At 37.8% G+C, this 21606-nt stretch carries 20 protein-coding genes and 5 pseudogenes; 15 read left to right on the top strand and 10 right to left on the bottom strand.

All coding sequences use genetic code 11. The features are described 5' to 3' along the window. Positions 1-2: 2 nt before the first annotated feature. The 5 genes from P4S71_RS04450 to P4S71_RS04430 all read right to left on the bottom strand — a co-directional run bounded on the left by P4S71_RS04450 (position 3) and on the right by P4S71_RS04430 (position 3081). The gene (locus P4S71_RS04450; protein WP_096793640.1) at positions 3-1679 is read right to left on the bottom strand and encodes an amidohydrolase; all 1677 of its coding nucleotides are present in this window, start codon (positions 1677-1679) and stop codon (positions 3-5) included. 134 nt (positions 1680-1813) lie between these two features. Next, the gene (locus P4S71_RS04445) at positions 1814-2050 is read right to left on the bottom strand and encodes a calcium-binding protein (protein ID WP_007377023.1); all 237 of its coding nucleotides are present in this window, start codon (positions 2048-2050) and stop codon (positions 1814-1816) included. Positions 2051-2059: 9 nt separating this feature from the next. Next, the gene (locus P4S71_RS04440) at positions 2060-2296 is read right to left on the bottom strand and encodes an EF-hand domain-containing protein (protein WP_337150192.1); all 237 of its coding nucleotides are present in this window, start codon (positions 2294-2296) and stop codon (positions 2060-2062) included. 299 nt (positions 2297-2595) lie between these two features. Next, positions 2596-2823, bottom strand: a complete 228-nt coding sequence (locus P4S71_RS04435) for a hypothetical protein (RefSeq protein WP_007377022.1) — start codon at positions 2821-2823, stop codon at positions 2596-2598. Between the two features lie 24 nt (positions 2824-2847). Next, complete coding sequence (locus P4S71_RS04430) at positions 2848-3081, bottom strand: EF-hand domain-containing protein (RefSeq protein ID WP_033031627.1); 234 nt, start codon at positions 3079-3081, stop codon at positions 2848-2850. A gap of 331 nt (positions 3082-3412) precedes the next feature. Between P4S71_RS04430 and P4S71_RS04425 the strand changes: the two genes are divergently transcribed. The 14 genes and pseudogenes from P4S71_RS04425 to P4S71_RS04345 all read left to right on the top strand — a co-directional run bounded on the left by P4S71_RS04425 (position 3413) and on the right by P4S71_RS04345 (position 15665). Further along, positions 3413-4870 (top strand): sensor histidine kinase, encoded by a 1458-nt coding sequence (locus P4S71_RS04425; RefSeq protein WP_096793637.1) that lies wholly within the window; start codon positions 3413-3415, stop codon positions 4868-4870. Between the two features lies 1 nt (position 4871). Beyond that, a pseudogene (locus tag P4S71_RS04420) lies at positions 4872-5413 on the top strand (hypothetical protein). A 2-nt stretch (positions 5414-5415) separates the two neighbouring features. Continuing rightward, positions 5416-6761 (top strand): annotated as a pseudogene (locus tag P4S71_RS04415) (sigma 54-interacting transcriptional regulator). A gap of 10 nt (positions 6762-6771) precedes the next feature. After that, positions 6772-7271 (top strand): annotated as a pseudogene (locus tag P4S71_RS04410) (DUF1543 domain-containing protein). A gap of 602 nt (positions 7272-7873) precedes the next feature. Beyond that, positions 7874-10906 (top strand): annotated as a pseudogene (locus P4S71_RS23075) (TonB-dependent receptor domain-containing protein). 127 nt (positions 10907-11033) lie between these two features. Continuing rightward, on the top strand, positions 11034-11699 hold the full coding sequence (locus P4S71_RS04385) for a metallophosphoesterase (RefSeq protein ID WP_337150188.1): 666 nt from the start codon (positions 11034-11036) through the stop codon (positions 11697-11699). Beyond that, positions 11674-12066: a hypothetical protein gene (locus tag P4S71_RS04380; protein WP_337150187.1), complete on the top strand. Its 393-nt coding sequence runs from the start codon at positions 11674-11676 to the stop codon at positions 12064-12066. Before P4S71_RS04385 ends, P4S71_RS04380 begins: the two co-directional genes overlap by 26 nt. Positions 12067-12323: 257 nt before the next feature. Further along, on the top strand, positions 12324-12518 hold the full coding sequence (locus P4S71_RS04375) for a winged helix-turn-helix domain-containing protein (RefSeq protein WP_337150186.1): 195 nt from the start codon (positions 12324-12326) through the stop codon (positions 12516-12518). A 31-nt stretch (positions 12519-12549) separates the two neighbouring features. Continuing rightward, complete coding sequence (locus P4S71_RS04370) at positions 12550-12996, top strand: TolB family protein (RefSeq protein ID WP_337150185.1); 447 nt, start codon at positions 12550-12552, stop codon at positions 12994-12996. Positions 12997-13070: 74 nt separating this feature from the next. After that, the gene (locus P4S71_RS04365; protein ID WP_337150184.1) at positions 13071-13775 is read left to right on the top strand and encodes a TolB family protein; all 705 of its coding nucleotides are present in this window, start codon (positions 13071-13073) and stop codon (positions 13773-13775) included. A 194-nt stretch (positions 13776-13969) separates the two neighbouring features. Then, positions 13970-14368 (top strand): hypothetical protein, encoded by a 399-nt coding sequence (locus tag P4S71_RS04360; RefSeq protein ID WP_337119324.1) that lies wholly within the window; start codon positions 13970-13972, stop codon positions 14366-14368. A 146-nt stretch (positions 14369-14514) separates the two neighbouring features. Further along, positions 14515-14790, top strand: a complete 276-nt coding sequence (locus P4S71_RS04355; RefSeq protein ID WP_337150183.1) for a hypothetical protein — start codon at positions 14515-14517, stop codon at positions 14788-14790. A 26-nt stretch (positions 14791-14816) separates the two neighbouring features. After that, positions 14817-15101: pseudogene (locus tag P4S71_RS04350) on the top strand (murein transglycosylase domain-containing protein); the annotation flags it as partial. Positions 15102-15176: 75 nt separating this feature from the next. After that, on the top strand, positions 15177-15665 hold the full coding sequence (locus P4S71_RS04345) for a transglycosylase SLT domain-containing protein (protein ID WP_337120717.1): 489 nt from the start codon (positions 15177-15179) through the stop codon (positions 15663-15665). Between the two features lie 376 nt (positions 15666-16041). On the opposite strand, the gene P4S71_RS04340 is transcribed toward P4S71_RS04345, so the two are convergent. Both P4S71_RS04340 and P4S71_RS04335 read right to left on the bottom strand, forming a co-directional pair. Further along, complete coding sequence (locus P4S71_RS04340; protein WP_033037986.1) at positions 16042-16479, bottom strand: hypothetical protein; 438 nt, start codon at positions 16477-16479, stop codon at positions 16042-16044. A gap of 128 nt (positions 16480-16607) precedes the next feature. After that, a complete protein-coding gene (locus tag P4S71_RS04335) occupies positions 16608-16826 on the bottom strand; it encodes a hypothetical protein (RefSeq protein WP_033023621.1) in 219 nt (72 codons plus the stop codon). Positions 16827-16958: 132 nt separating this feature from the next. Between P4S71_RS04335 and P4S71_RS04330 the strand changes: the two genes are divergently transcribed. Further along, positions 16959-18218 (top strand): multifunctional CCA addition/repair protein, encoded by a 1260-nt coding sequence (locus P4S71_RS04330; protein WP_337150182.1) that lies wholly within the window; start codon positions 16959-16961, stop codon positions 18216-18218. Positions 18219-18224: 6 nt separating this feature from the next. Here P4S71_RS04330 and P4S71_RS04325 read toward each other — a convergent pair whose 3' ends face one another. From P4S71_RS04325 to pdsR, 3 genes are all read right to left on the bottom strand, one after another. After that, a complete protein-coding gene (locus P4S71_RS04325) occupies positions 18225-18389 on the bottom strand; it encodes a hypothetical protein (protein ID WP_002961633.1) in 165 nt (54 codons plus the stop codon). Positions 18390-18645: 256 nt separating this feature from the next. Next, entirely contained in the window at positions 18646-20784 is a 2139-nt protein-coding gene (pdsS, locus tag P4S71_RS04320) for a proteobacterial dedicated sortase system histidine kinase (protein WP_337150181.1), read from the bottom strand. Then, positions 20784-21473 carry a proteobacterial dedicated sortase system response regulator gene (gene pdsR / locus P4S71_RS04315; protein ID WP_337151594.1) on the bottom strand — a complete coding sequence of 230 codons (690 nt, stop codon included), beginning with the start codon at positions 21471-21473 and terminating at the stop codon, positions 20784-20786. The genes pdsS and pdsR overlap by 1 nt, the downstream gene beginning before the upstream one ends. Positions 21474-21606 lie beyond the last annotated feature (133 nt).

Here is a 21606-nt window from a genome sequence, read left to right as displayed (position 1 = left end):
TTTTATTTATCGATAATATTTTTTTCTTTTTCGTACCGTTTTATTCCTGCTATCCATGTTTGCAACACATTCGTTTCATAAATCTCATCAACAGGTATTTTAAAGTAATCTTTGTCTATTAAAATAAAGTCAGCCCATTTACCTTGTTCTAAGCTACCAATTTTAAACTCTTGATGTGCGGCATACGCACCGCCTAAAGTAAATGCACGTAATGCATCTTCTCTACTTAATACTTCACTTGCACGCCAACCATTTTTAGGTAATTGATTGTGGTCCATGCGTGTAATGGCTGAATATAACCCATAGAATGGATTAGCGAGTTCTACAGGGTAGTCCGACCCAGCCGCAATAATAGATCCTTGCTGTAAAAAAGATTGCCAAGCGTAGGCACCGCTTAGTTGTTTTTCAGTTAAGCGTTGCTCTGCCATATGCATATCTGATGTAGCATGCACTGGTTGCATTGATGGGATTATCTTTAACTTTTTAAAGCGAGGAATGTCTTCAAGCGTTACAATTTGCGCATGTTCTATACGGTTACGAAGCAATATCCCTCCCGTTTTTTTAAACACCTTCTCATAAGCATCAAGTACCACTTTATTTGCTTTATCGCCAATAGCATGGGTGTGAGCGCTAAAACCGCGCTTAAAGCTTTGCGTAAAGAGTGCTTCGAGTTTTTCTTGTGTCTCTAGCATTAATCCATGATGGCCTGTACGGTCTGCATAATCTTCAATAAGAGCTGCGCCACGAGATCCAAGTGCACCATCGGCGTATACTTTAACACTGCGGATTGACATGAAACTGTTTGCGTCTTGGTATCGCCCTGCTTTAAGCATTGTGTTTAAGTCGGGGCTAGCACCACTTAACATGGCCACAATACGCACAGGTAAATTTCCTAGTTCACTGCGTTCTTTGTAAACTTCCCACGTTGCTTTATCAATGCCAGCATCATGGGTAGAGGTAATACCTAAACTTAATAAATGTTTACCTGCTGCATCTAGTGAGTCGCTTATATCTTGCTTGGAAGCTTCTGGCATATGCTGGGTAATTAGCGATTCTGCTTTATCTACAAATATGCCGGTAGGGTTGCCAAATTCGTCTTTAATTATTTCACCGCCTTCAGGTGCTTTTGTTTGGGCGGTAATACCTGCAAGTTCGAGCGCTTTTGAATTTGCCCAAATAGCGTGGCTATCTACACGTGAAAGCACAACTGGACGATCATTAACTACTTTGTCTAAATCTTTAGCTGTTGGGAAGCGGGTATCAGCCCAAAGCTCTTGGTTCCAACCTCGCCCTATAATCCAACCTTGTTTGTTATTGGCAAATATTTTTAGTTTATTTGTGACTTCATCAACCGATTTTGCACCACGTACATCAAGCTGCGATAAGTTATCTCCCAGGCCAATAACATGGCCATGAGCATCAATTAAGCCTGGTAATAAGGTGCTACCTTGTACATCAATGAGCTTGGCGTCTGGGTAGCTATCTTTAAGTGTATCGCTACCTAGTTTTACTACCTTGCCATCTTTAATGACAAGGGTAGAAAACTGCTGTACTTCGCCTTTGTATAAAGGGGTGTAACCATTGGCGTTATAAATTACTTTTGTTTGTGCAAGAGTGTAGCTAGAACTTGCGCAAAGGCTGGCTAGTATGAGTGGTTTGATTAGTTTTTTGAGTAGCATAAGGCATTATTTTTTTATTGTTAGTGAATCAACACTAACAAAATCATTTTTATAATACCAATATGATGAGATGGTTGGGGGACGAAGTAAACTAAAGCTAGTTAGTGATACCTACCTAGCTTAAGAGTTAACAATTATTTACTCGCGTATAAACCGTATTCATTTAATGTTAGCTTACCATCTTTATCTTGATCATAGCTTGAAAATCGAGACCAAAGAGCAGGGTCTATTGATGCTTCTCCACGTGTTAAAAAGCCATCTTGGTTTCTATCAAATTTATTAAATTGTTCAACAATATTATTGCTTGCGGCAAAACTTAGAGTGCAAAAAGTGCTGAATGCAAAAAGTGCCATATAGCGTATTTTTTTCATAGGAAATACTCAGTAGAGGTTATTGGTTAGATAATTTTTAAATTCGATTAATGAAATTTGGTTATCTTGATCTTTATCCCATATCAAAAATGTGCTCAATAATTGTGGTTGAGGTTCAAGTTCGTCGTGGGTTAAATAACCATTTTTGTTAGTATCGAGATGGGAAAAGCGTTGCTTAACATCAAGTGCTAGGGCGTCAAAGCTTGATAGTATTAAGGTGCTTGTAACAAAGGAAAGTATCTTCACGGTATTTCTTCCAAAAGATTATTTAACCTGTAATCTGGTTGAGAAGTTAGCTAACACATCTGACCTATTACGAGTAAATTCAACGCAGTCAGCGCTGGGAATAGCTGCTTGAGATAGATTTATTAACCAGAGTTCAGGTTATTTAGGTTATTTAGGTTATAAACAATTTAGTAGAAGCGGGGAAAGCACTTGCCATAATTTAAATCCCAACATTAAATCCTTTTACACACTCCCTCAGGGATTATGGCAAATGCTTTAGTTCACTCTACTAGATAAAAGCTTAAGCAAAACTTAACTTGTTAAGGCTTAAAGCTTTTAAACTCTGTCTTAGAAATCACTTCATCATCGTTTTCGTCTAAATCGGTAAATTGCTTCATTACTTCTTTGTCTTGCTTGGCTTCGATAATTGATATTTGTCCGTCCATGTCTTTATCTAGGTGGGCAAAACGCACATTTGTTGGCGATGCAATTACGGTGGCACTAATTGCTAAAAACATTAATGAAAAAGCGGCGATAAGTTGTTTCATAATCACGTTCCTTATTAAATGAGTTTATTGAATAAATTTTTTGAATTCATCTAGCGACAATTGCCCATCTTGATTTGTATCAATTTGAGAAAAATTCTCGTGTAACACGGCATCTTCACCTGCTTCGGCTTCACTTAATGTGCCGTTACTGTCTTTATCAAGTTCGTTAAAAGTCGCGTGAACGTCCATTGCGTGTGCATTAGCGCCTAAAAAGCCTAAAGCCAGTAATGATGAAATTACTAAAGTGCGTTTGTTCATAATTATTTCCTTATTGATTAAAGTTATTCCTCCTATTACAAAAATGGTGCCAATAATAATTATTGTTATTTTTCAATTGGTTATTATTTTTGCTTTAAGCCAGTGAGAAGTTTTTACTGGGTTTATTGTAATTTTTGTGCGCCTTTTGCAACATTATTTGGTGGGGGTGAAAGGGAGTTTATTAAAATCAACGAGTTACGTTGTCTCTATTTGGCGACACATTGTTTTTGTAGCGCTGGCTGTTAATCGTATTAAATATAATTGCTGGTTCAGCTAGTGTATAAGGTAAGCACTTAATAATAGAACGCTTAACTTAAAAGGACTAAACGAAATGCCAGCAACCATAGCTAAAAAATACCAAGCAATGCTTAACTGGCGGCCTAATTTAATTGGGCAATTTGCAATGAGTATGCTGCTTTCGTTACTCCCGCTTTCTATAGTGGTGATTGTATTTTTAAATGCGCTTAACAAGCAATTAGCGGTTACTCAAAGTATCGTGAGTAACAACTATCAAGTTACCAAATCGTTTAATACTCTAAAACAAGAGCTCAACAGCCTTGAGCGCGCCACTAGGCAAAACTGGGTATTAAAAAGTGAATCGCTTGATAAGCTCATTGTCGATAAATGGCAATCATCCCTACAAAGCATTGATGAACTCAAATTTGTAAACACGAATAAAGAGTATATTCACCAATGGCAACGCTTATATACCACCTTACAAACCGCGCATGTAAAACTCGTTGAGCAAAAACAACAACAAGCTGAGCTATTTGTGCCAGTGAGCGATTTAGTTGCTGAGCTTACTTTATGGTTACGTGATAAAAACGAAGCGCAAATTACCAATAACCAAAATGAGCTTACAAGCTTACAAACTTCATTTATAAACTGGCTGGTGGCACTTATTCCGCTTACTTTAATTGTTGGTGGTGGTTTTTTATGGCGTATAAGTGGGCGACTAAAAGGGTTAACTACGGTTATTGATAAGCTAGGGCAGGGGCATTGGCAGCAAAAAATATCTGTGAAAGGTTCAGCTGAGCTTGTTGAGCTAGGAGAAAAGCTCCAATGGGTGCAAGAGCAACTTCATATGCTTGAGCAGCAAAAAGATACTTTTTTACGCCATGTTACCCATGAGCTAAAAACGCCGCTTGCTTCAATGGTTGAAGGCACTGACTTATTAACTGATGAAATAGTAGGCCCAATTACCGCTGAGCAAAAAGCAGTGCTTGAGCTTATTAGCCAATCTATGGTGCGCCTTCGCACAATGATTGACAGCCTGCTGAGTTATAATGCGATTCGCACCAGTAAAGACAGCTTAAGCGAAGTTGAATTTAGTCTTCTTATTAATAAAATTAATAGCCATTTTGAGCATCGCTTAAGTGCGCGTGAGCAAGCTCTGCAGTGGCAAAACACTTTACCTAACAAACCGCTTGCTTTACCTAGTGAGCTTATTGAGATGATTTTAATTCAGCTTATTTCAAATGGCTTAAAATTTTCAGATAATAAGCAAAGCGTTACTATTAATTTAGCGCTTGAGCAAAACCAGCTTTGTATCGTTGTACTTGATAAAGGGTGCGGTATTAAAGAGCAAGAAAAAACTCAAATTTTCAGCGCATTTTATCAAGGTAAACACAGTAAAAATGTTACGCTGCAAGGCAGTGGGCTGGGCTTAACTATTGTAAAAGAGTCTGTTGAACAGCTAAGAGGTACACTTACTGTTGAGCATAACGAGCCACATGGTTGCCGGTTTTCAATTAAAATTCCCATAACAAAAAGTCTAGGAGTTAATTAACATGCGCTTGCGTTTAATCGCTATTTTATGTGTGCTTAGTAGCATGGTTATATCAGGTTGTGAAATTAATAATGGGCAAAAAGAGCGTGTGTCAATTACACCTGCACCTGTGGTCGATACAAAAAAACGAACGACAAAAACAGTAACCCTAGTCCAAAACCTAAACCAAAAATTGAACCAAGCTATCCTCCTGCAGAGCAAGTTATTGCATGGCACGCTAATCAGTGTGGCGGATTTAAATTGGTACCTAACAAAGATGTTTTTACAGGTGAAAACGAGCTTAAACGCTTTTTTAAATTTATGTGCTTAAACATAAATGATGATCCAAATACGGTAATGACTAAGTTGCTAAAACTCGATCTTGCTTACTTTTGGCCTGATGACATAAAGCAATATTTATGGCTTCAAAAGCAGCAAGTAACTATGCAAATAAATGCTAAAAAAGAGCAGCAAGCACTTAATAATAAAATGCAAGAAACCCTCTCATCGTTAGCTACGATTGAGCAGCAACTTTTACTACGAGAAGAAACGAAGGAGCAGTAACGATGGCAGCAACTAAAGTGCAAAGTGCAAAAGTATTACTCGTTGACGACGACGCTAGCTTATTAAAACTGCTCGCTATTCGTATTGAATCAAAAGGATACGAAGTGACAACCTGTGAAAACGGCTTAACCGCACTACAAATACTTAAAAGCCAAGTGTTTGATGCCGTAATAACCGACTTACGCATGGATGAAATGGATGGTATGGCACTGCATCGTCAGCTGCAAAACCGCTACCCAGCATTACCTGTCATTATGATGACAGCGCATGGCTCAATTCCTGATGCAGTAGAGGCAACTAAGCAGGGCATTTTTGCATTCATAACTAAACCTGTAGATAAAGATGAGCTATTTGACAGCCTTGCTAAAGCAATTGAAATTCACGGTGTTAACGCTGATGAAGCTGCACCTAAAAGTAATATAGTTACGCGCAGTGGTGCAATGCTGCACTTGTTAGAGCAAGTAAAACTACTTGGGCCAACGCAAGTTAATGTACTTATTTCGGGGGCTAGTGGTACTGGTAAAGAGTTACTCGCACAGGCGATTCATCAGCATAGTCATGTAAGCGGTGGCCCTTTTGTTGCAATTAACTGTGGCGCTGTACCAGGGAGCTTTTAGAGTCCGAATTATTTGGTCATAAAAAAGGCTCGTTTACGGGTGCAATTAAAGATCACCAAGGCTTGTTTCAACAAGCACAGGGTGGCACGTTATTTTTAGACGAAATAGGCGATATGCCGCTTAACTTGCAGGTTAAGTTACTGCGCGTATTACAAGAAAAAACAATTCGCCCAGTAGGTTTTCAAGAAGAGATAGCAATAGATGTGCGTATTGTATCGGCAACACACAAAAATCTTCCTGAAGCTATTTTAAACCAGCAATTTAGGGAAGATTTATACTATCGTTTAAACGTAGTTAATTTAAAATTACCGCCACTGTGTGAACGCCGCGAAGATATAAGCTTATTAGCACAACATTTTAGTGCAAGCATTGCTAAGCGCATGAACCAAAATGAAAAACACTTTGCAAGCGATGCTATGCATGCACTTGTACGTTACGATTGGCCAGGTAATATCCGCCAATTGCAAAACGTAGTAGAGCAGGTTGTAGCATTAACGCCAAGCGATGTTATTTCAGAGCACTTAGTGTTAGCTGCGCTAAATAGTAATGAAAAAAACGTAGAACCATTATCACTAAACGACGCTAAAAAAGAGTTTGAGCGCGACTATGTAATTAACACTTTAAAAATGGCTGGTGGTAACGTAGCTGAAGGCGCTAAGTTTGCCAAACGTAACCGTTCAGACTTTTATAAACTGATTAAAAAACATAATATTGATGTAGATAATTTATAAAGAGAAGCAAATGCAGTTATTTATGGTGTATTTAGGGGGCGAATTCAGGGTTGCCATATAGAAATGCATGATATTCGTTTTGTTGTAGGGGAGAATATAGAACAAACCTACTCAAAGTTAAAAAGCCAGTGGGTAGGCGACAGAAGTAATGTTCACATGGATAGCTACATGGCAATTAATCATATAGATGGTTTTAAAGTAGAAGTAGTCGAGAGCTATGTGGAGCAAAATAAACAACTCTATTTTGTAAATTTAGGCGCTTACCGAAGTGATTCTATGGCTGAGCAACACGACTTTGCACTGTATGTTGCAAGCAGTAGCCATGAAGCTAAAGAGCGTGCTAAAAACGATTTACTTGCAGGGCTTAGCCATATTCATAAAGATGATTTACATGATGTAGACGATTGCTTTGCCATTGATTTACTCGACAGCCAATTGAATATAAAGTTAACCCCCAGCGGTGAAGCACAAACCATAAAGCCAGATTGGTTTGGCTACCATATATTGTAATGACTTATGAGTATCGGAGCAGCTTGTTATTAACGCTGCTTTTTTTGTGAGATTAAAGCGACATAAAGACATGTTTTGCTAAAAGCAAAGCAATGAAACTAACTTTTAATGACACCTATATTGCAACATTTCTCCTTCCGCACGATATTTATATCTTTCAAAAGCTAATAATTAATTGTATCTGCCTGATGTGGGTACTCTTTTATTTTTGCATGATCCAAGTTGTAAAAATACATAGAAAAAGTGCAATCACTCTTAAAGTTCATCATCAACCTCACCTAATTAGATGCCAATAATCTGTGGCAAAGTAAAAAGCGTGCCACCTAATAAAGCGCGCCATACATACGGTTAGAAAACAGTGTGTTTCAATGAAAGCTAACTACGGTATGTGATTGCATGCTTTATGTAATATTTTAAGTTATTGTTTTTAAATGAATAGACTTTAAAAAGATATAAAGAAGTGACATAAAGGAGATTAAGGTGATTGCTATTTAATTAACATTTATTTAATTATAAGTAACAAATAAAATAATTAATAAATTGAACTGTTTTAACTTAAAAATAATGACATAAATATTAAAAACATTCATAAAGGGAAGCGTGTGAACACTTTATCAACAAGAAAATGCCTATTAGTAATCGCGATCACTGCAAGTTTTTCTCAGCAAGTGATAGCACAAGAAAATATTGATGTTGGACCACAAACAAATACAACGTTAGCTAAAAAAGTGGCCAAAACCAAAGAAAAAGTAGAAAAAATTGTTATAACAGGATCTCGTTTAAGACGTGATAGTTTTAGTGTTCCTACACCACTAGTTGTTATGACTCGTGAAGATATTGCTGATACAGGTGTGGGATCGTTAGCTGATATTTTAGTTGATGGTATTCCTTCATTAACTGAAGATATTAGTAATACTAATAGTCAGTCATTAGTTTCGGGTACCGGGCTTTCTACCGTTAATTTACGCGGTTTGGGTGCTAGTAGGACGTTAACATTGATTGATGGGCGTCGTGTTGTTTCAAATAGTTACAGTGGTAATAAAGTAAGTTTAAGTACGATCCTAGTGGTATGGTGCAGCGCGTTGAAGTTATTACCGGTGGCGCATCTGCAACTTATGGTGCAGATGCGGTATCAGGTGTGGTTAATATAATTACGCAAACTGATAAAGAAGGCTTTAGTTTAAGCGGTCGAACAGGGGAGTCGTTTGAAGGCGGTGCAAAAGAATTCACGATTGATATGGATTACGGTACTTCATTTGATGATGATAAAGGTTACGTCTTTGTTAGCTCTAGTTGGGACCGTGAATTTGGATTAAGTTACTCAGATAGAAAACGTGCCCAATTAGAAGATGTTCATGGCTACGACAGCTCGCTTATGTGTAACACAATGCAAAATGCAGATGGCGATGATGTATGTATGCGTGATCAAACACCCGCCGATTGGGCAAGCAAAAGTGATGGAACTCTAGGAGGCGTATTTTTAGAGTCTAGTAATAATGACACTCAATTTTGGTACGATGGGCAAACGTTACGTGATGATTGGAAAGGTAACGAAGAGCGTTACGGTATTAATTCAAATGAGTATGTTGCGCTCAAAATACCAAATGATAAATTTAGCACTGCCGTAAAACTTAATTACGATATTAACGACTCACTAACAGCATATGCTCAAGTTCAGTTAAGCCTTACTAGTTCTTTCAATAATAAGTCACCAGAAGACGATTATGAAAGTGCCTATGTACCAACTTTTGATGCAGAAACTGGCGATGCTTTAGATGATATTCGACCTGGATATATTCCAATAGATAACCCTTATGTTCCCCAGGAGATGATTGATACTAATCCATATAAAGATCGTATTTATTGGGATAGACGTTTTGGTGAAGTAGGTAATATTACAACCGAAAATAATCGTACAACCCTTCGTACTTGGGCTGGTTTACAGGGAACCGCTTTTAATGATGAGTGGGAATGGGATATGTCGGTAGGCTTTGGTAAATTTCATCAAGAACAGCATCGTAATAACGAACTAAATATAGTCAAAGTAAACCAAGCTTTGCAAGCAGAGCAACTCGAAGATGGTACTATTCAATGTAAAGATGAGCAAGCACGTGCAGATGGTTGTGTTGCATTAAATATATTTGGCGAAGGTTCAATTACACCAGAAATGGCCGATTGGATACGCAGTAGTCCAACAATTAATACCTATATTGAGCAATATAATCTTTTAGGTTACATGACAGGGGATTTATTTAAGCTACCAGCGGGTAATGTATCAGCTGTATTTGGAGGTGAGTACCGCAAAGACACTGTTGATTTACAAACCAGCGAAGAGCTAAAAGTGGGGGGATCACTTGGAATACAATTCCTGAGTTTAATGAATCAATGGATGTGTTTGAAATATTTAGTGAATTTAGTATACCGCTACTCAGAGAAGTAACTTTTGCTAAGTCACTTTCAGTCGAAACGTCATTACGGTTAGCACAATACAGCGTCGATAGTTTAGACAACGTAGCCAGTTATAAGCTTGGTTTTATGTGGATACCCGTTGAAGGTTATGGCATTAGAGCTAACTATTCACGTTCACAGCGTGCGCCAAGTATCAGTGATCTTTATTCACCTCCTCGAGGTGACTTTGATAACTTTGATGACATATGCGAAGGTGTAACAGCTACCTCAACAGAAGTTGGCCATGCAAATTGTCGATTAGATCCAACTCTTGCTACTTTAATCTCTGAGGATGAAGCATTTGAGTTGGCAGATGAGAACAATAGTTACTCTCCAAATGCAGGTAATTCAAATGTAAATGTTGAGACATCAGATTCTTACACGTTTGGAATCACAATGGCGCCTGACTTTTTAATAGGCTTCAACCTCGCGATAGATTACTACGACATTTCAATTGAAGATGCGCTTGGAGAAATCCCTAACGAAGAAATATTAGAGCAATGCTATAACTCAAGCCTAAGTTATGGCACCGACAATGCATTTTGTAACGATATTACACGAAACAGTGAAGGCCAGATAACTAAAATTATCCAACGTGTATATAACTTAAACGAAGAAAGTGCGCGTGGGGTTGATATAACATTTTCACAAAAAATTGATCTAAATGATTACGGTTCTTTAACACTAAAAGGTGATTTTAATCACGTTATTGAGCAGTCAACGACTTATGAAGGTAACGATGGTTTAGAGACCTTAAATTATGCAGGTTATTATACATCTCAAGATAAAGGTTCGGTTTCACTTCGATGGAAGCTTGATGAGTTAAGTGTACGCTGGAAAGTTAAATACTTGGGGGATTCAAAGATGAGCTAGAGACTGATGAAGATGTTAGCGATTATCTGGATGCTGTAGCTGATAATAAGGTCCTTTGTAATACGGGTGATAGCGGGTGTATTGAAAACCCAGAGCCATTGTACTTCCAAAATTACGGAACCTACCTAAGACACGATATTTCAGCCTCGTATTCAATGAAAATGGATAAAAACTCTCGTTTGAAAATATCAGGCGGTATCAATAATATATTTGATAATAACGGTTTGTTCCACAAAAGCACTGGTAACTACTACAGTGGTTACGGTGGTGGTGTTGGTCGATTTGGTTTTATAAAAGCTGAATATTCATTTTAATCGACGATAGCTTTATTTAAGTTTTTGCCACAAGGATGTGGTTTCATAAGGTTAAATATGAAACATATATTTTTTACTACTGCCTTTATTAGTATGTTCTGGGTTATATGCATTTTTTGAATATGACTTGTACACAAAAAATCAACAAACAACAATTAATGAGTTTTTTGTACTAAAAGACGGGCCTTATATTGCTGAAAGTAACTCTGTATTAGATATAGCTTGGATTTGTAACGATAAGGCGAAACACCAAGCAACAGAATTTAAAAGCATACCAATTTATTTTTCTCAGTGTGGTTTAACCGCAGAGGTAAACACCCTTGAGTTTACTGAAGATATAATTGAATTTACTGGAGTTTCTAAAATAGCGGCTCTAAGTGATTTGCACGGACAGTTTGATTTAATGAAGCAATTATTAACCAATAACAAAATTATAAATAATGAAGGCAAGTGGAGCTATGGGGATGGCCATTTTGTGATTACCGGAGATATATTTGATCGTGGTGATAAAGTAACTGAAATTCTATGGTTTATTTTTGAACTTGAGCAACAAGCTAAGCAAGCTGGTGGCTCTTTGCATTTATTATTAGGTAATCATGAGGTTATGGTACTGAATAACGACTTACGTTACCTGCATGCTAAATATGTCCGCACGGCAAAGTTACTTGATGTAGAATTTGTTAGTCTATTTAATAAGCACACTATTCTTGGTCGTTGGTTACGGAGCAAAGCGGTGTTAGTAAAAATAGATGATTATTTATTTGCTCATGGGGGTTCACCCCGACTTTGCTAAAAGTGCAGTGTCATTGCAATCGATAAACACAGTTTTTAAACAAAATTTAGTTAAAGTTGAGCTAGGTAACCCTAGAGAGGGCTTTGCTAAAGAATTACACAAAAAGAACGGGCCTATTTGGTATCGCGGATATTTTAAAGATGATGGTGCAACAGATATAGAAATCGATTTGTTGCTACAACATTTTGAAATTAAAAATATAGTGGTGGGACACACCTCTCAAAAACGAATAGAGTCGCGCTACCAAGGTAAGGTGATCGCAATCGATAGCAGTATTAAAAATGGTGAGTACGGAGAAATTTTATTTATAGAAAATGGTCTATTTAGTCGAGGCACTTTATCAGGCAAACGTTTAGCATTAAATTAAGCTTAATATAAGGGGAGGATTACTTGCTCTTTTTTTATTTTTATTGGAATAGTCAATAATTCATCGTGACTAAATTAAAAACCAGCATTCACCTATCCAACATTTGTGTTTTAATTACTTAACTCATGTAGAATAAAATAATAACTCGTAAACAGTGAAATATTGTTTTTAGATGTAATTGTTTGTATTTTAAATAAAATAGTAAGGTAAGTATTTCATTATGAATGTTGAACAGCCTTTTTCTGGGTCCCTATACTGTGCTGCCTCAAGAAGATGCTATTTTAATCAACACTAAAAATAAGCAATCAATTCAACCAAAAGTAACAGAGGTACTTTGCTATTTGGTTTTACATTACCCTCGTGTTGTTTCTCGCGCTGAATTAATTGAGCATGTTTGGGGGAATAATGAACTCGTAGGGAAAAAGCACTTACTAATACCATCTGGCAAATAAGGCAATGTTTTAAATATCCCAATAATGAAATTTGTGTAATAGAAACAATACGCAAGAGGGTTATAAGTTATTAGTTAAACCACAAGCCGTTAACGTAGAACAAGCTCCTTCCCTTTCAAGTAAAAACGACAAATCTAATGCTATACCTTGGTTAACCACACTATTTTTAATAACTATAATCATAGGCTTACTTTCTTTTTACTTAGCTCCTAAAAAGGCAGCTAATGCCACTGTTACGCAAATAACTAAAGATCCTGGTAGTGAATTATTTGTTTCACCTTCACCGGATGGTAAAAAAGTGATTTATATATGGGCTAATAATGCAGGGCGTCACTTATATTTAAAAGAGTTAGCTGCACCTCAAGTGCCACCTATACAGCTTACTATTACTAATGCATCCTATAGTCGAGCTGTTTGGAGCCTTGATCAACAATATATTTATTTTTATCTACAACTGCCTCTAAGTGCTTTGTTATAAAGTTTGAACTAATTAGTAAGAAGGAAACTAAACTAGCTACTTGTCCAGTTACAACTGGAGTTAAATATATTGCAATGTCATCAGATGGAAGGACGCTCGCTTTTAATTCTAAAGTGACAGGAGATATAGAAGACGGCATTTACTTTTTAAATTTAAATAACAATCAAGCAAAGCCTGAGCGGTTTAGTTGTCAAGACAATTGCGCATACAGAGAACGTGATATTGCTTTTTCTCCTAATGGTGAATACGTTGCCGTAGCAAGGCGTGCCAGTAATACTAGCGAAAATATATTTATAGTAAACTTAAAAACCAAAGCTGCTCAGCAAGTTACATTTAAGCATAATGATATTGAGGGGATGACCTGGCATAAAAGTAACGATTTGCTTGTCTTTGGAAGTCAAAAAGCAGATAAGCATTCAGGGTTTATACTTAATTTAAAAACCTTGAAGCAAACACCTTTAAATATATCTGGGTTTGGCTTTCCTAGCTTTTCTGCAGACGGCAGTCTATTTTACCAAAAGCGCCGAGAAACTTACTATATAGCGGGTTACGATCTTTCTACATCGGTTGGTACTAGTATTTATCCCGTTATTGAATCTGAGTTTAGCAATAAATACCCTACTTATTCAGAGGTATCCCAAGAGCTAGCCTATCTATCAAATGAAAGTGGTTATTACGAAGTGTGGCTATCTGATATTTATGGCAGTAATCGCAGGCAGCTTACTAATTTAAAAAGAATGCTAAATATCCCCTTTGGTCTAATAATGGTAAGAAATTAGTATTTGCGAGTGCAATTAGTAAGAGTGAAAATGAAATTTATGTTTATAATTCAGTAACAAAAAAAATCAATCGCTTAAATATTACATTAGATAAGTTTGGTCGCCCTACTTGGCATCCTAATAACAAAGATCTTGTAATAAGGTTAAATGTAGCTGGAAAACGTGAACTCTATTTATTAGATACTAATACGCTTATGACAAAAAAAGTAACAGATAATAATGGACGTTTTGGCTATATGGATAGTGATAAAATACTCGTATATGTAGATAATAAAAAGGAGTTATATAAGGTTGATATAAATGAACCTCATATGCCTGTAAAACTGCTCGATAGAAAACAGTTTGGTACCCGCTATGGCTGGAGTATACATAACCATGAAGTTTATTTTAAAAGTGGTGATAAAGCAGGGGATTCAATAAAACGTTTTAATATTGGGAAAAAACTATTGACCGATATTTTGTATGTCCCAACAATCTCTATTTTAGATTCAGAGCCTTTTTCTATGATCCCTTTACATAAAAAACTGTTATTTACTAAAAGTCTATCGGAACAATCTAATATTAATCAATTACATCACCCATTATTTAATTGATTTTCAACGAATGAGTAACATAAATGCTTTGCTATTAGTTTGAACAATAGCTAATTGAATATAAAGTTGGCCCTAAGTAGGCTGCCATAAATTAGTTTTAGCTAAATATTTTATAGTGTTACTTAAAAAACAGATAGGGATAAGTTGTGAAAAAGTATGGCTTCTTAGTGTTTATTCTATTATTGACCGGTTGCGAGTCAATATCGCACTTAGCGCCAGTAAGGGATCTCAATAAACTTGCAAAACAAGTAAAAAACAATCCCACCGATGTTAAAGCAATTGAAAAACAAGTAAAAAAAACGCAGCGCTCAATTAAGCAGCAAGTGGGGAGCGTTAGTCAGCTATTAGCAACGTTAGAAAGTGTAGTTAGTCGTAAATGGGGTAAAAAAATACTCAGCAACCAACACGCAGAAAATATGTAAAATACAGCAATGATTACCAAGCACGCGCTGTTATTGATTTTGACCGTAATATGGTACAGGTCGAAACCATAGCCACTAAAAATACCAATTCGCTTCTAACTCAAGCAATTGTAATGACATTATTGACCTCAAGTGATCCACATAAAACAGACATTTTTACCAGTGAATCGCCTATTTTAGGGGATGAACCTTTTTTGTATCAACAAGTGCTTGATGAAGACGGGCTCCCCATAAAATACCAATGGCGGGCAAATCGTTTTGCTCGTTACTTAGTAGACACTAAGGTACAAAAAAAACGTAGTGATGGTCATTCAATTACATCGGTATCTTTTCCTCTGGTAGAACAAAACGCTCACTTACGAAAGCAAAAATACAGTGATTATGTATTGGCTGCGGCAAAGAAATACCAAATATCTGCGTCGCTTATCTACGGTATTATTGAAACAGAGAGTCACTTTAACCCTTACGCAGTAAGTTCTTCAAATGCGTATGGTTTAATGCAAATAATTCCATCGCGCGCAGGAAGAGACGTCTATCAAAAAATAAAGAAAATACCAGGGGAGCCGAGTAAAGAAGTATTGTTTGATCCTAAAAGAAATATAGATATTGGCAGTGCGTATTTAAGTGTACTAAAAAATAGCTATTTAAATAAAATACAAACCAAACAAAACCAACATTACGCCATGATTTCTTCATATAACGGTGGCGCAGGCAATGTACTAAAAATATTTAATTCAAATAGAACAATCGCATTTTCAAAAATTAACCAATTAACGTCGAGCCAGTTTTATAAAATACTCACAACTAAGCACTCTAGAGCTGAATCGAGACATTACTTAGAAAAAGTGACCGTAGCCGAAAAAGCATATCAATAAGTTTCAAATTTATTTGTTATTGATAAACAAACCATAGCTGAATTCCTGTTTTGGTTCAATCGGTTACTTCAATTTCAGGTGAAATATTAAAAGGAGGTTTGGTGCTATTTTAACTGCCGTTTAAAGGCTGTTACTGGTGTTTGAGTGGCTAGGTTGAGAGGGAGTGGCTTTACTTTCTTTGTGTGTTTTTTTAGGCTGTGTATCTTGTTTACTTTCAAAACATTGGCATTTAAGTGAATATTATTTAGGTGCTTGAAAATACATAAGCCCTATGATGAATCAGCTTCCTTGCTGCATTGAAAAATAACGGAACAACGCTACTAAAATCTGCGGTGGAAAATAAGTTTTAGTGCTCATCAGCGTGTGTTGTTATCTGTTAATTAGCTATTTTCATTAGAGTTGCAGTTATGACAGCCGTTGCACTAATACATGCTACTAGTAGTGGGACTATAACCTTCCATCGCTCAAAGTTTGAAACCTGCCTATCATGAATTTCAATAGCAACTTCTATTAATTTTTGCACTAAACTCGGCTCTAATCGCTCACGTATTTTCTTACCATTTTTGGTTTCGTAAGATGCTACGTAACGAGATACTAAAGAGACCCTATTTATTTTATCTTCCTCATCTCTAACACGAAATAGCTCAGGGTGGGATTTTGATAGCTCCACCCAAGAATTCGCAGACCTTGGAATTAGTTTTAGTTCTTCAATTAAGCCTTCTTCACTACGACTTGTATTTCGATGGAATGCTAAGACCTGAATTAGTGCGATGACTTCGCCTAGCCGATGCTCTTTTAAGTACTCTTTTGACATTGCAATATATCCCCATGGCTCATAAATAATGAAGTGTTAGGTTGGATTGGAATCTCGTTTTTACACCGAAGGATAAGGCATGACCTATTGGTAACTATACCTTCGCTAATTACGCCACGAAAAATCAGTTATTCCTCTTGTTCTTCTTTTTCACTCTTAGCCGCCATTTTAAACGCCACAATAACCAATCCAAACATAGCAAACGGCAGTGCTGCCAACATGTATTCAACCACATTACTGTCTTGAAAGTTTGCTTGTAGCAAAAAGTGACCTGCTACGCACATTAAAATAACTACCAATAAAATAGGCAGTAACATAAGTTCTTTTTTTGATGAATGGTTTTTCATTAATTATGAGGCTGTAGCTAAAAATAATGGGCCATTGTAATGAGCTTGTTTAGGCTTGGCAAATACCGCAGAATTTTTTAATTAATGATATGATTAGCGTCAAACAATTGGGCAAGTGTTATTGGGAATAAAGTGAAAAGTAACTTAAAACAAGTTTACCTCGTTGGCGGTGCAGTGCGCGACAAACTGCTAAATATAAAATCAAAAGATAACGACTATGTAGTGATTGGGGAAACACCAAAAACGATGGAATCGCTTGGTTTTGTGCCAATAGGTAGCGACTTTCCGGTTTATTTACACCCAAAAACAAAAGAAGAATATGCACTAGGGCGCACAGAGCGCAAAAGTGGCAAAGGCTATACTGGCTTTGTGGTTGATGCCAGCCCAACCGTTACGCTCGAAGAAGATTTAGCAAGACGCGATTTAACTATAAATTCAATGGCGCTTGACGAACACGGTAATATTATTGACCCGTTTAATGGCCAAACAGACTTACAAAATAAAATACTGCGCCATACCACCGCTGCATTTGTAGAAGACCCTGTACGGGTACTGCGTATTGCCCGTTTTTTAGCGCGATATGGCAGCGATTGGCGTATTCACCCAAGTACGTATGCATTGATGCGCGAGCTTAAAAATAAAGGTGAGCTAAATCATTTAGTACCTGAGCGCGTGTGGCTTGAAACAGAAAAAGCACTGGGTGAAAAGTACCCTGAGCTTTATTTTGAAGCATTGCAAGGCTTGGGTATTTTTCCAGAGCTTGAGCGCATGGTTAATGTACCGCAGCCAGCAAACCATCATCCTGAAGGGGATGTATTTGTGCATACTATGTTGGTACTTAGGCGCGCCGCAGATTTAAATTTTGATTTGGAAACTCGTTTTGCAGCGCTGACTCATGACTTTGGTAAGGCGCTTAGTTTTAAAAAGTATGGAAATTTACGTGGGCACGAACGCGAAGGTGTTGCAATTATTGAGGCGTTTTGTGAGCGCTTAAAAGTGCCTAATCGCTTTCGTGATGTTGGTGTACTCACCAGTGATAATCACACCCTTTGCCACACAATTGATCAGTTAAGGCCGCAAACCGTTCACAAGCTAATAGTGACTAACTTAAATGCTTTGGTGCATCCGAATCGTTTTATAGCGTTTACTCAAGCGTGCCAATGTGATGCGCAAGGCCGTGGTGAAACATTGGTTGATAAGCCATACCCGCAAGCAGCTAAACTGCGAGCAATTCATACTGAGCTGCAAAAAATGGATAAGAAGCAAGTAGTGCAAGATGCGCTTAAAAATGGCAAAAAAGGCCCTGAAATAGGCGAAGAAGTAAAACTAGCAGAAATAAACTGCATTAAAGCATTTTTACAAAGCGAGAAACTGGAAGCTCAACAACGTTAGGCTGAGTTAAATTAAATAGTGTGACACGCCTTCGTTTTTAGGTATGTCGGGTTTTCGAAGTTCTTTATAATTAGCGTTCTTTGGTTTTACATTTTCAGATTTAGGCTTTTTAGATGGCCTATATAGGTCAAAAATAAAGTCTAGCTCTTCACGTTCTAGTAATTCTTTCATAAAGTAATCTCCTCAATAAGCAACTAGGGTATGGTCGTTCGACTGAATTAAAAGTGAATAGTTACATATGAAGTTGTACTAAATTGTAATCGGCAGGTTTTAAGGGGTGAGAGGGGTTTGTTTGTTTGTTAATTTATATGGAGTTAAGGTAAATTAAATTAACTCTTTTTAACTAAAAATATACAGCTTAATTTATTACGTACTTACTATTTGCATATAGTGCTGTGGCTATAAATATAACGGTATAAATACAGCCTTAACCATTTACTAACGGCAGTGTTACGGTAAATACTACACCATCGGCTTGTTCGTTGTTTTGCGCAGTTACGCTGCCTTTATGGTAATCGCACACCAGCCTTACAATATAAAGCCCTAACCCCAAATGTGGCTGTTGCTGCATTTGCTGGCTACGTACCGACACCATTGAATCAAAAATATGCTCAGTTAATCCTTCGGGTAAAGCAGGGCCTGTGTTTCTCACAGTTAATATTGCTTTATTTTCGCTCTGCGTAAGGCTTACATTAATAGCCGTATTGACTTCACTGAACTCCAGCGCGTTATTAATAAGTTTATCAAGCAGCTGAGCTATAAACTCCGGTGCACCTTGCATTGGTAATTTGTTTTGGCATACATCAAGCGTAAATAACTGGTTTGGGTAAGTAAGCTGATAGCCTTGCATGCAGCCACTTATTACTTTTTGTAAATCAAAAGGCTCAGGCTCGTTGCTTTGAATACTTTGCTCAAGGCGAGTGGCTTCGCTCATGGTGGTTATTATTTTCCCTAAGCGTTCAACGCCTTCACTGGCGCGATCGAGGTATTTTTGACTCAGCTCGTTTTGTGGCAAGCTTTGTAAGTTCTCGAGTGACGAGCGCACTACGGCAACCGGCGTGCGCAGCTCATGTGATAACCGCGACGACATATTTTCTAAGTAATCGGTATAGCCACCAAGTCGGCTCACAATGTTTGAAAAACTACGAGACAGATCGCCAATTTCATCGTTAGCGTCGCTGTAATTAATACTGCCGGTAACACGCCCTTGTGCATCAATTGCTTGCTCAGCTGTATCGCGCAGTCGCCTAATTCGGTTTGATATACGTGAGGCAAAAAAGAACAAGGTGACAGTACCAATTAGCATCACAGCTAAAATAACGTTAAAGAGTTTTTCGAGTGATTTATTACGCAGCGTACGTACGCCGTTTGTGGTTTCCTCTGCTATTACCGCGCCAATTACTTGGTCTTGAATCCAAATAGGGTAAGCGGCCGATAAAATAACGGCTTTGCTGTCGGGGGTTAAGCGCCAAGACGATGCTGGTTGTCCTTTTAATGCTTTCGCTAAATGTGTGCCCTGCATAGAAGCTACATCGTGCAGGGTATCTAAAAACTCATTTTCGGGGCGCGTTAATATTTTATAGTAAATTGGGTGTAAGTAATTTTGCTCAAAGCGCTGCCACCAAGTTTCAGGTGATTGGTTAGCAAGCCCATCAGCCCATACGCCATCTGCATTTTGAATAGTACCCGATTGTGCAAGTACGCGATGATGGTTATCAACTACCCAAATACGGCTACCACTGTGGCCCATACCTTTTAATATACGGCTAATTTCTGGGGAAGGGACTAATACTGAGCCTAAATCGTTTGGGTTATTTAAGTTTGAGGTCGACATTATTTTAGGCTCTAACAATGCCTCTTTACTATCTACGTCAACAATAGCAAAGCCAAGTTTGTTGCCTAGCATGCTAATAGGAAAGCGCAGCTCTACGTTATAACCTGATTCGGTACTTTCAAAATAGCCCTGAATTTTTGTAAAAGGGGCTTTGGTATTTGCGTCAAACGCATTAACCCAGCCATCTTGGCGTGGCGCAATTATATAGGTATTAAATTGGCCGTCAGGTGTTTTTAAGCCAATTTGTAAATAATCGTTATTGGTAATACTTAAGCTATTTTTAGCGCGATAAATAAGGGTATTGTCGGTTACTTTAAATACGGCGTATAAGTAGTTATCAAATTTTCCCACCATATGATAAAACGATAAGTCACGGGCTTGATGTTTGTTATCTGTTTTTTGTAAGTAGCGCTTATCGTAATGCCAAAATAGTGGTTGGTAGCTGTCCCAATCGTTAAGTTTACCGTCGAGCTGAATAGGGTTTTTAAGATTATAAGCGTATAAATCGCGGCCTTTTACTACTTGGTCTAAAAAGTTGGTTTGCTCGTCAAATAATGCAGGGCGTTCATGTAGTGCAGTGGCAAGTGCGCGAGTAGTGCCTACGAGGGTTTTTTCTTGGCCTTGGCGTAAAAACTTTTCCATTTCCCATACGTACTCGTAGCCAAGCCACGGCAGCAAAAACAAAAAACATGAAAGCAATATAAATTTACTGCGCAGACCAAATCGTAGCATTAGTGTTGTTCCCACCGATAGCCCATGCCATACACGGTATCTATGCAATCAAAGGAGCTGTCGAGTGCTATAAACTTTTTACGAATACGTTTTACGTGTGAAGTAATAGTGCTGTCGTCTACATAAATTTTTGCATCGCTCATTAAATCGTTACGGCTTTTAACATGGCCTGGTCGCTGGGCGAGTGAATGCAGCATCCAAAATTCGGTTACGGTTAAATCAACTAATTGTTGCTGCCAAAATACCTGCATACGTTGCGTGTCGAGCGTTAACTGCCCGCGTGTTATGAGAGCGTTTGCATCAGCGGGTTGTTCAAGTGCTTCCATTCGGCGAAATAGCGCACCAATACGTGCAGCCAAGTGAGCCAAGCTTATGTCTTTTGTTAGGTAGTCGTCGGCGCCCATGCGCAGGCCGCATACAGTATCTATTTCGCTATCGCGGGCGGTTAAAAAAATAATAGGCAGTGTTTTAGAAAGCGAACGCAATGTTTGGCACAGTAAAAAACCACCATCTATTTCATGGCCTAGGCCAATATCAACAATGGCTAAATCGGGCAGGGCGTTTTTAAATGCAGCTTCAGCGCTGGCGCGATTTTCAAAGCCACTGACTTGGTAGCCCTGTGCGCTCAGCATTTCTATGTAGTTTTCGCGGATTGCGGGTTCATCTTCAACGATGGCTATTTTTTTCATCTTAATCATTATCCTATCGGCTCTGCTGTGCACTATAACGAAGTTTTTAAGTTATACCAATCTGCTTATATATGGGGTCTATTTAACGTTAAGAAAATTACGCTAGAGCTAGGCAAAAGTTTTTATATCTAGT

The sequence above is a fragment of the Pseudoalteromonas sp. B62 genome (assembly GCF_037162565.1).
Lineage (GTDB): Bacteria > Pseudomonadota > Gammaproteobacteria > Enterobacterales > Alteromonadaceae > Pseudoalteromonas > Pseudoalteromonas fuliginea.
The sequence above is the reverse complement of the archived record's forward strand: the minus strand, read 5'-3'. Positions and strand labels throughout refer to the sequence as shown.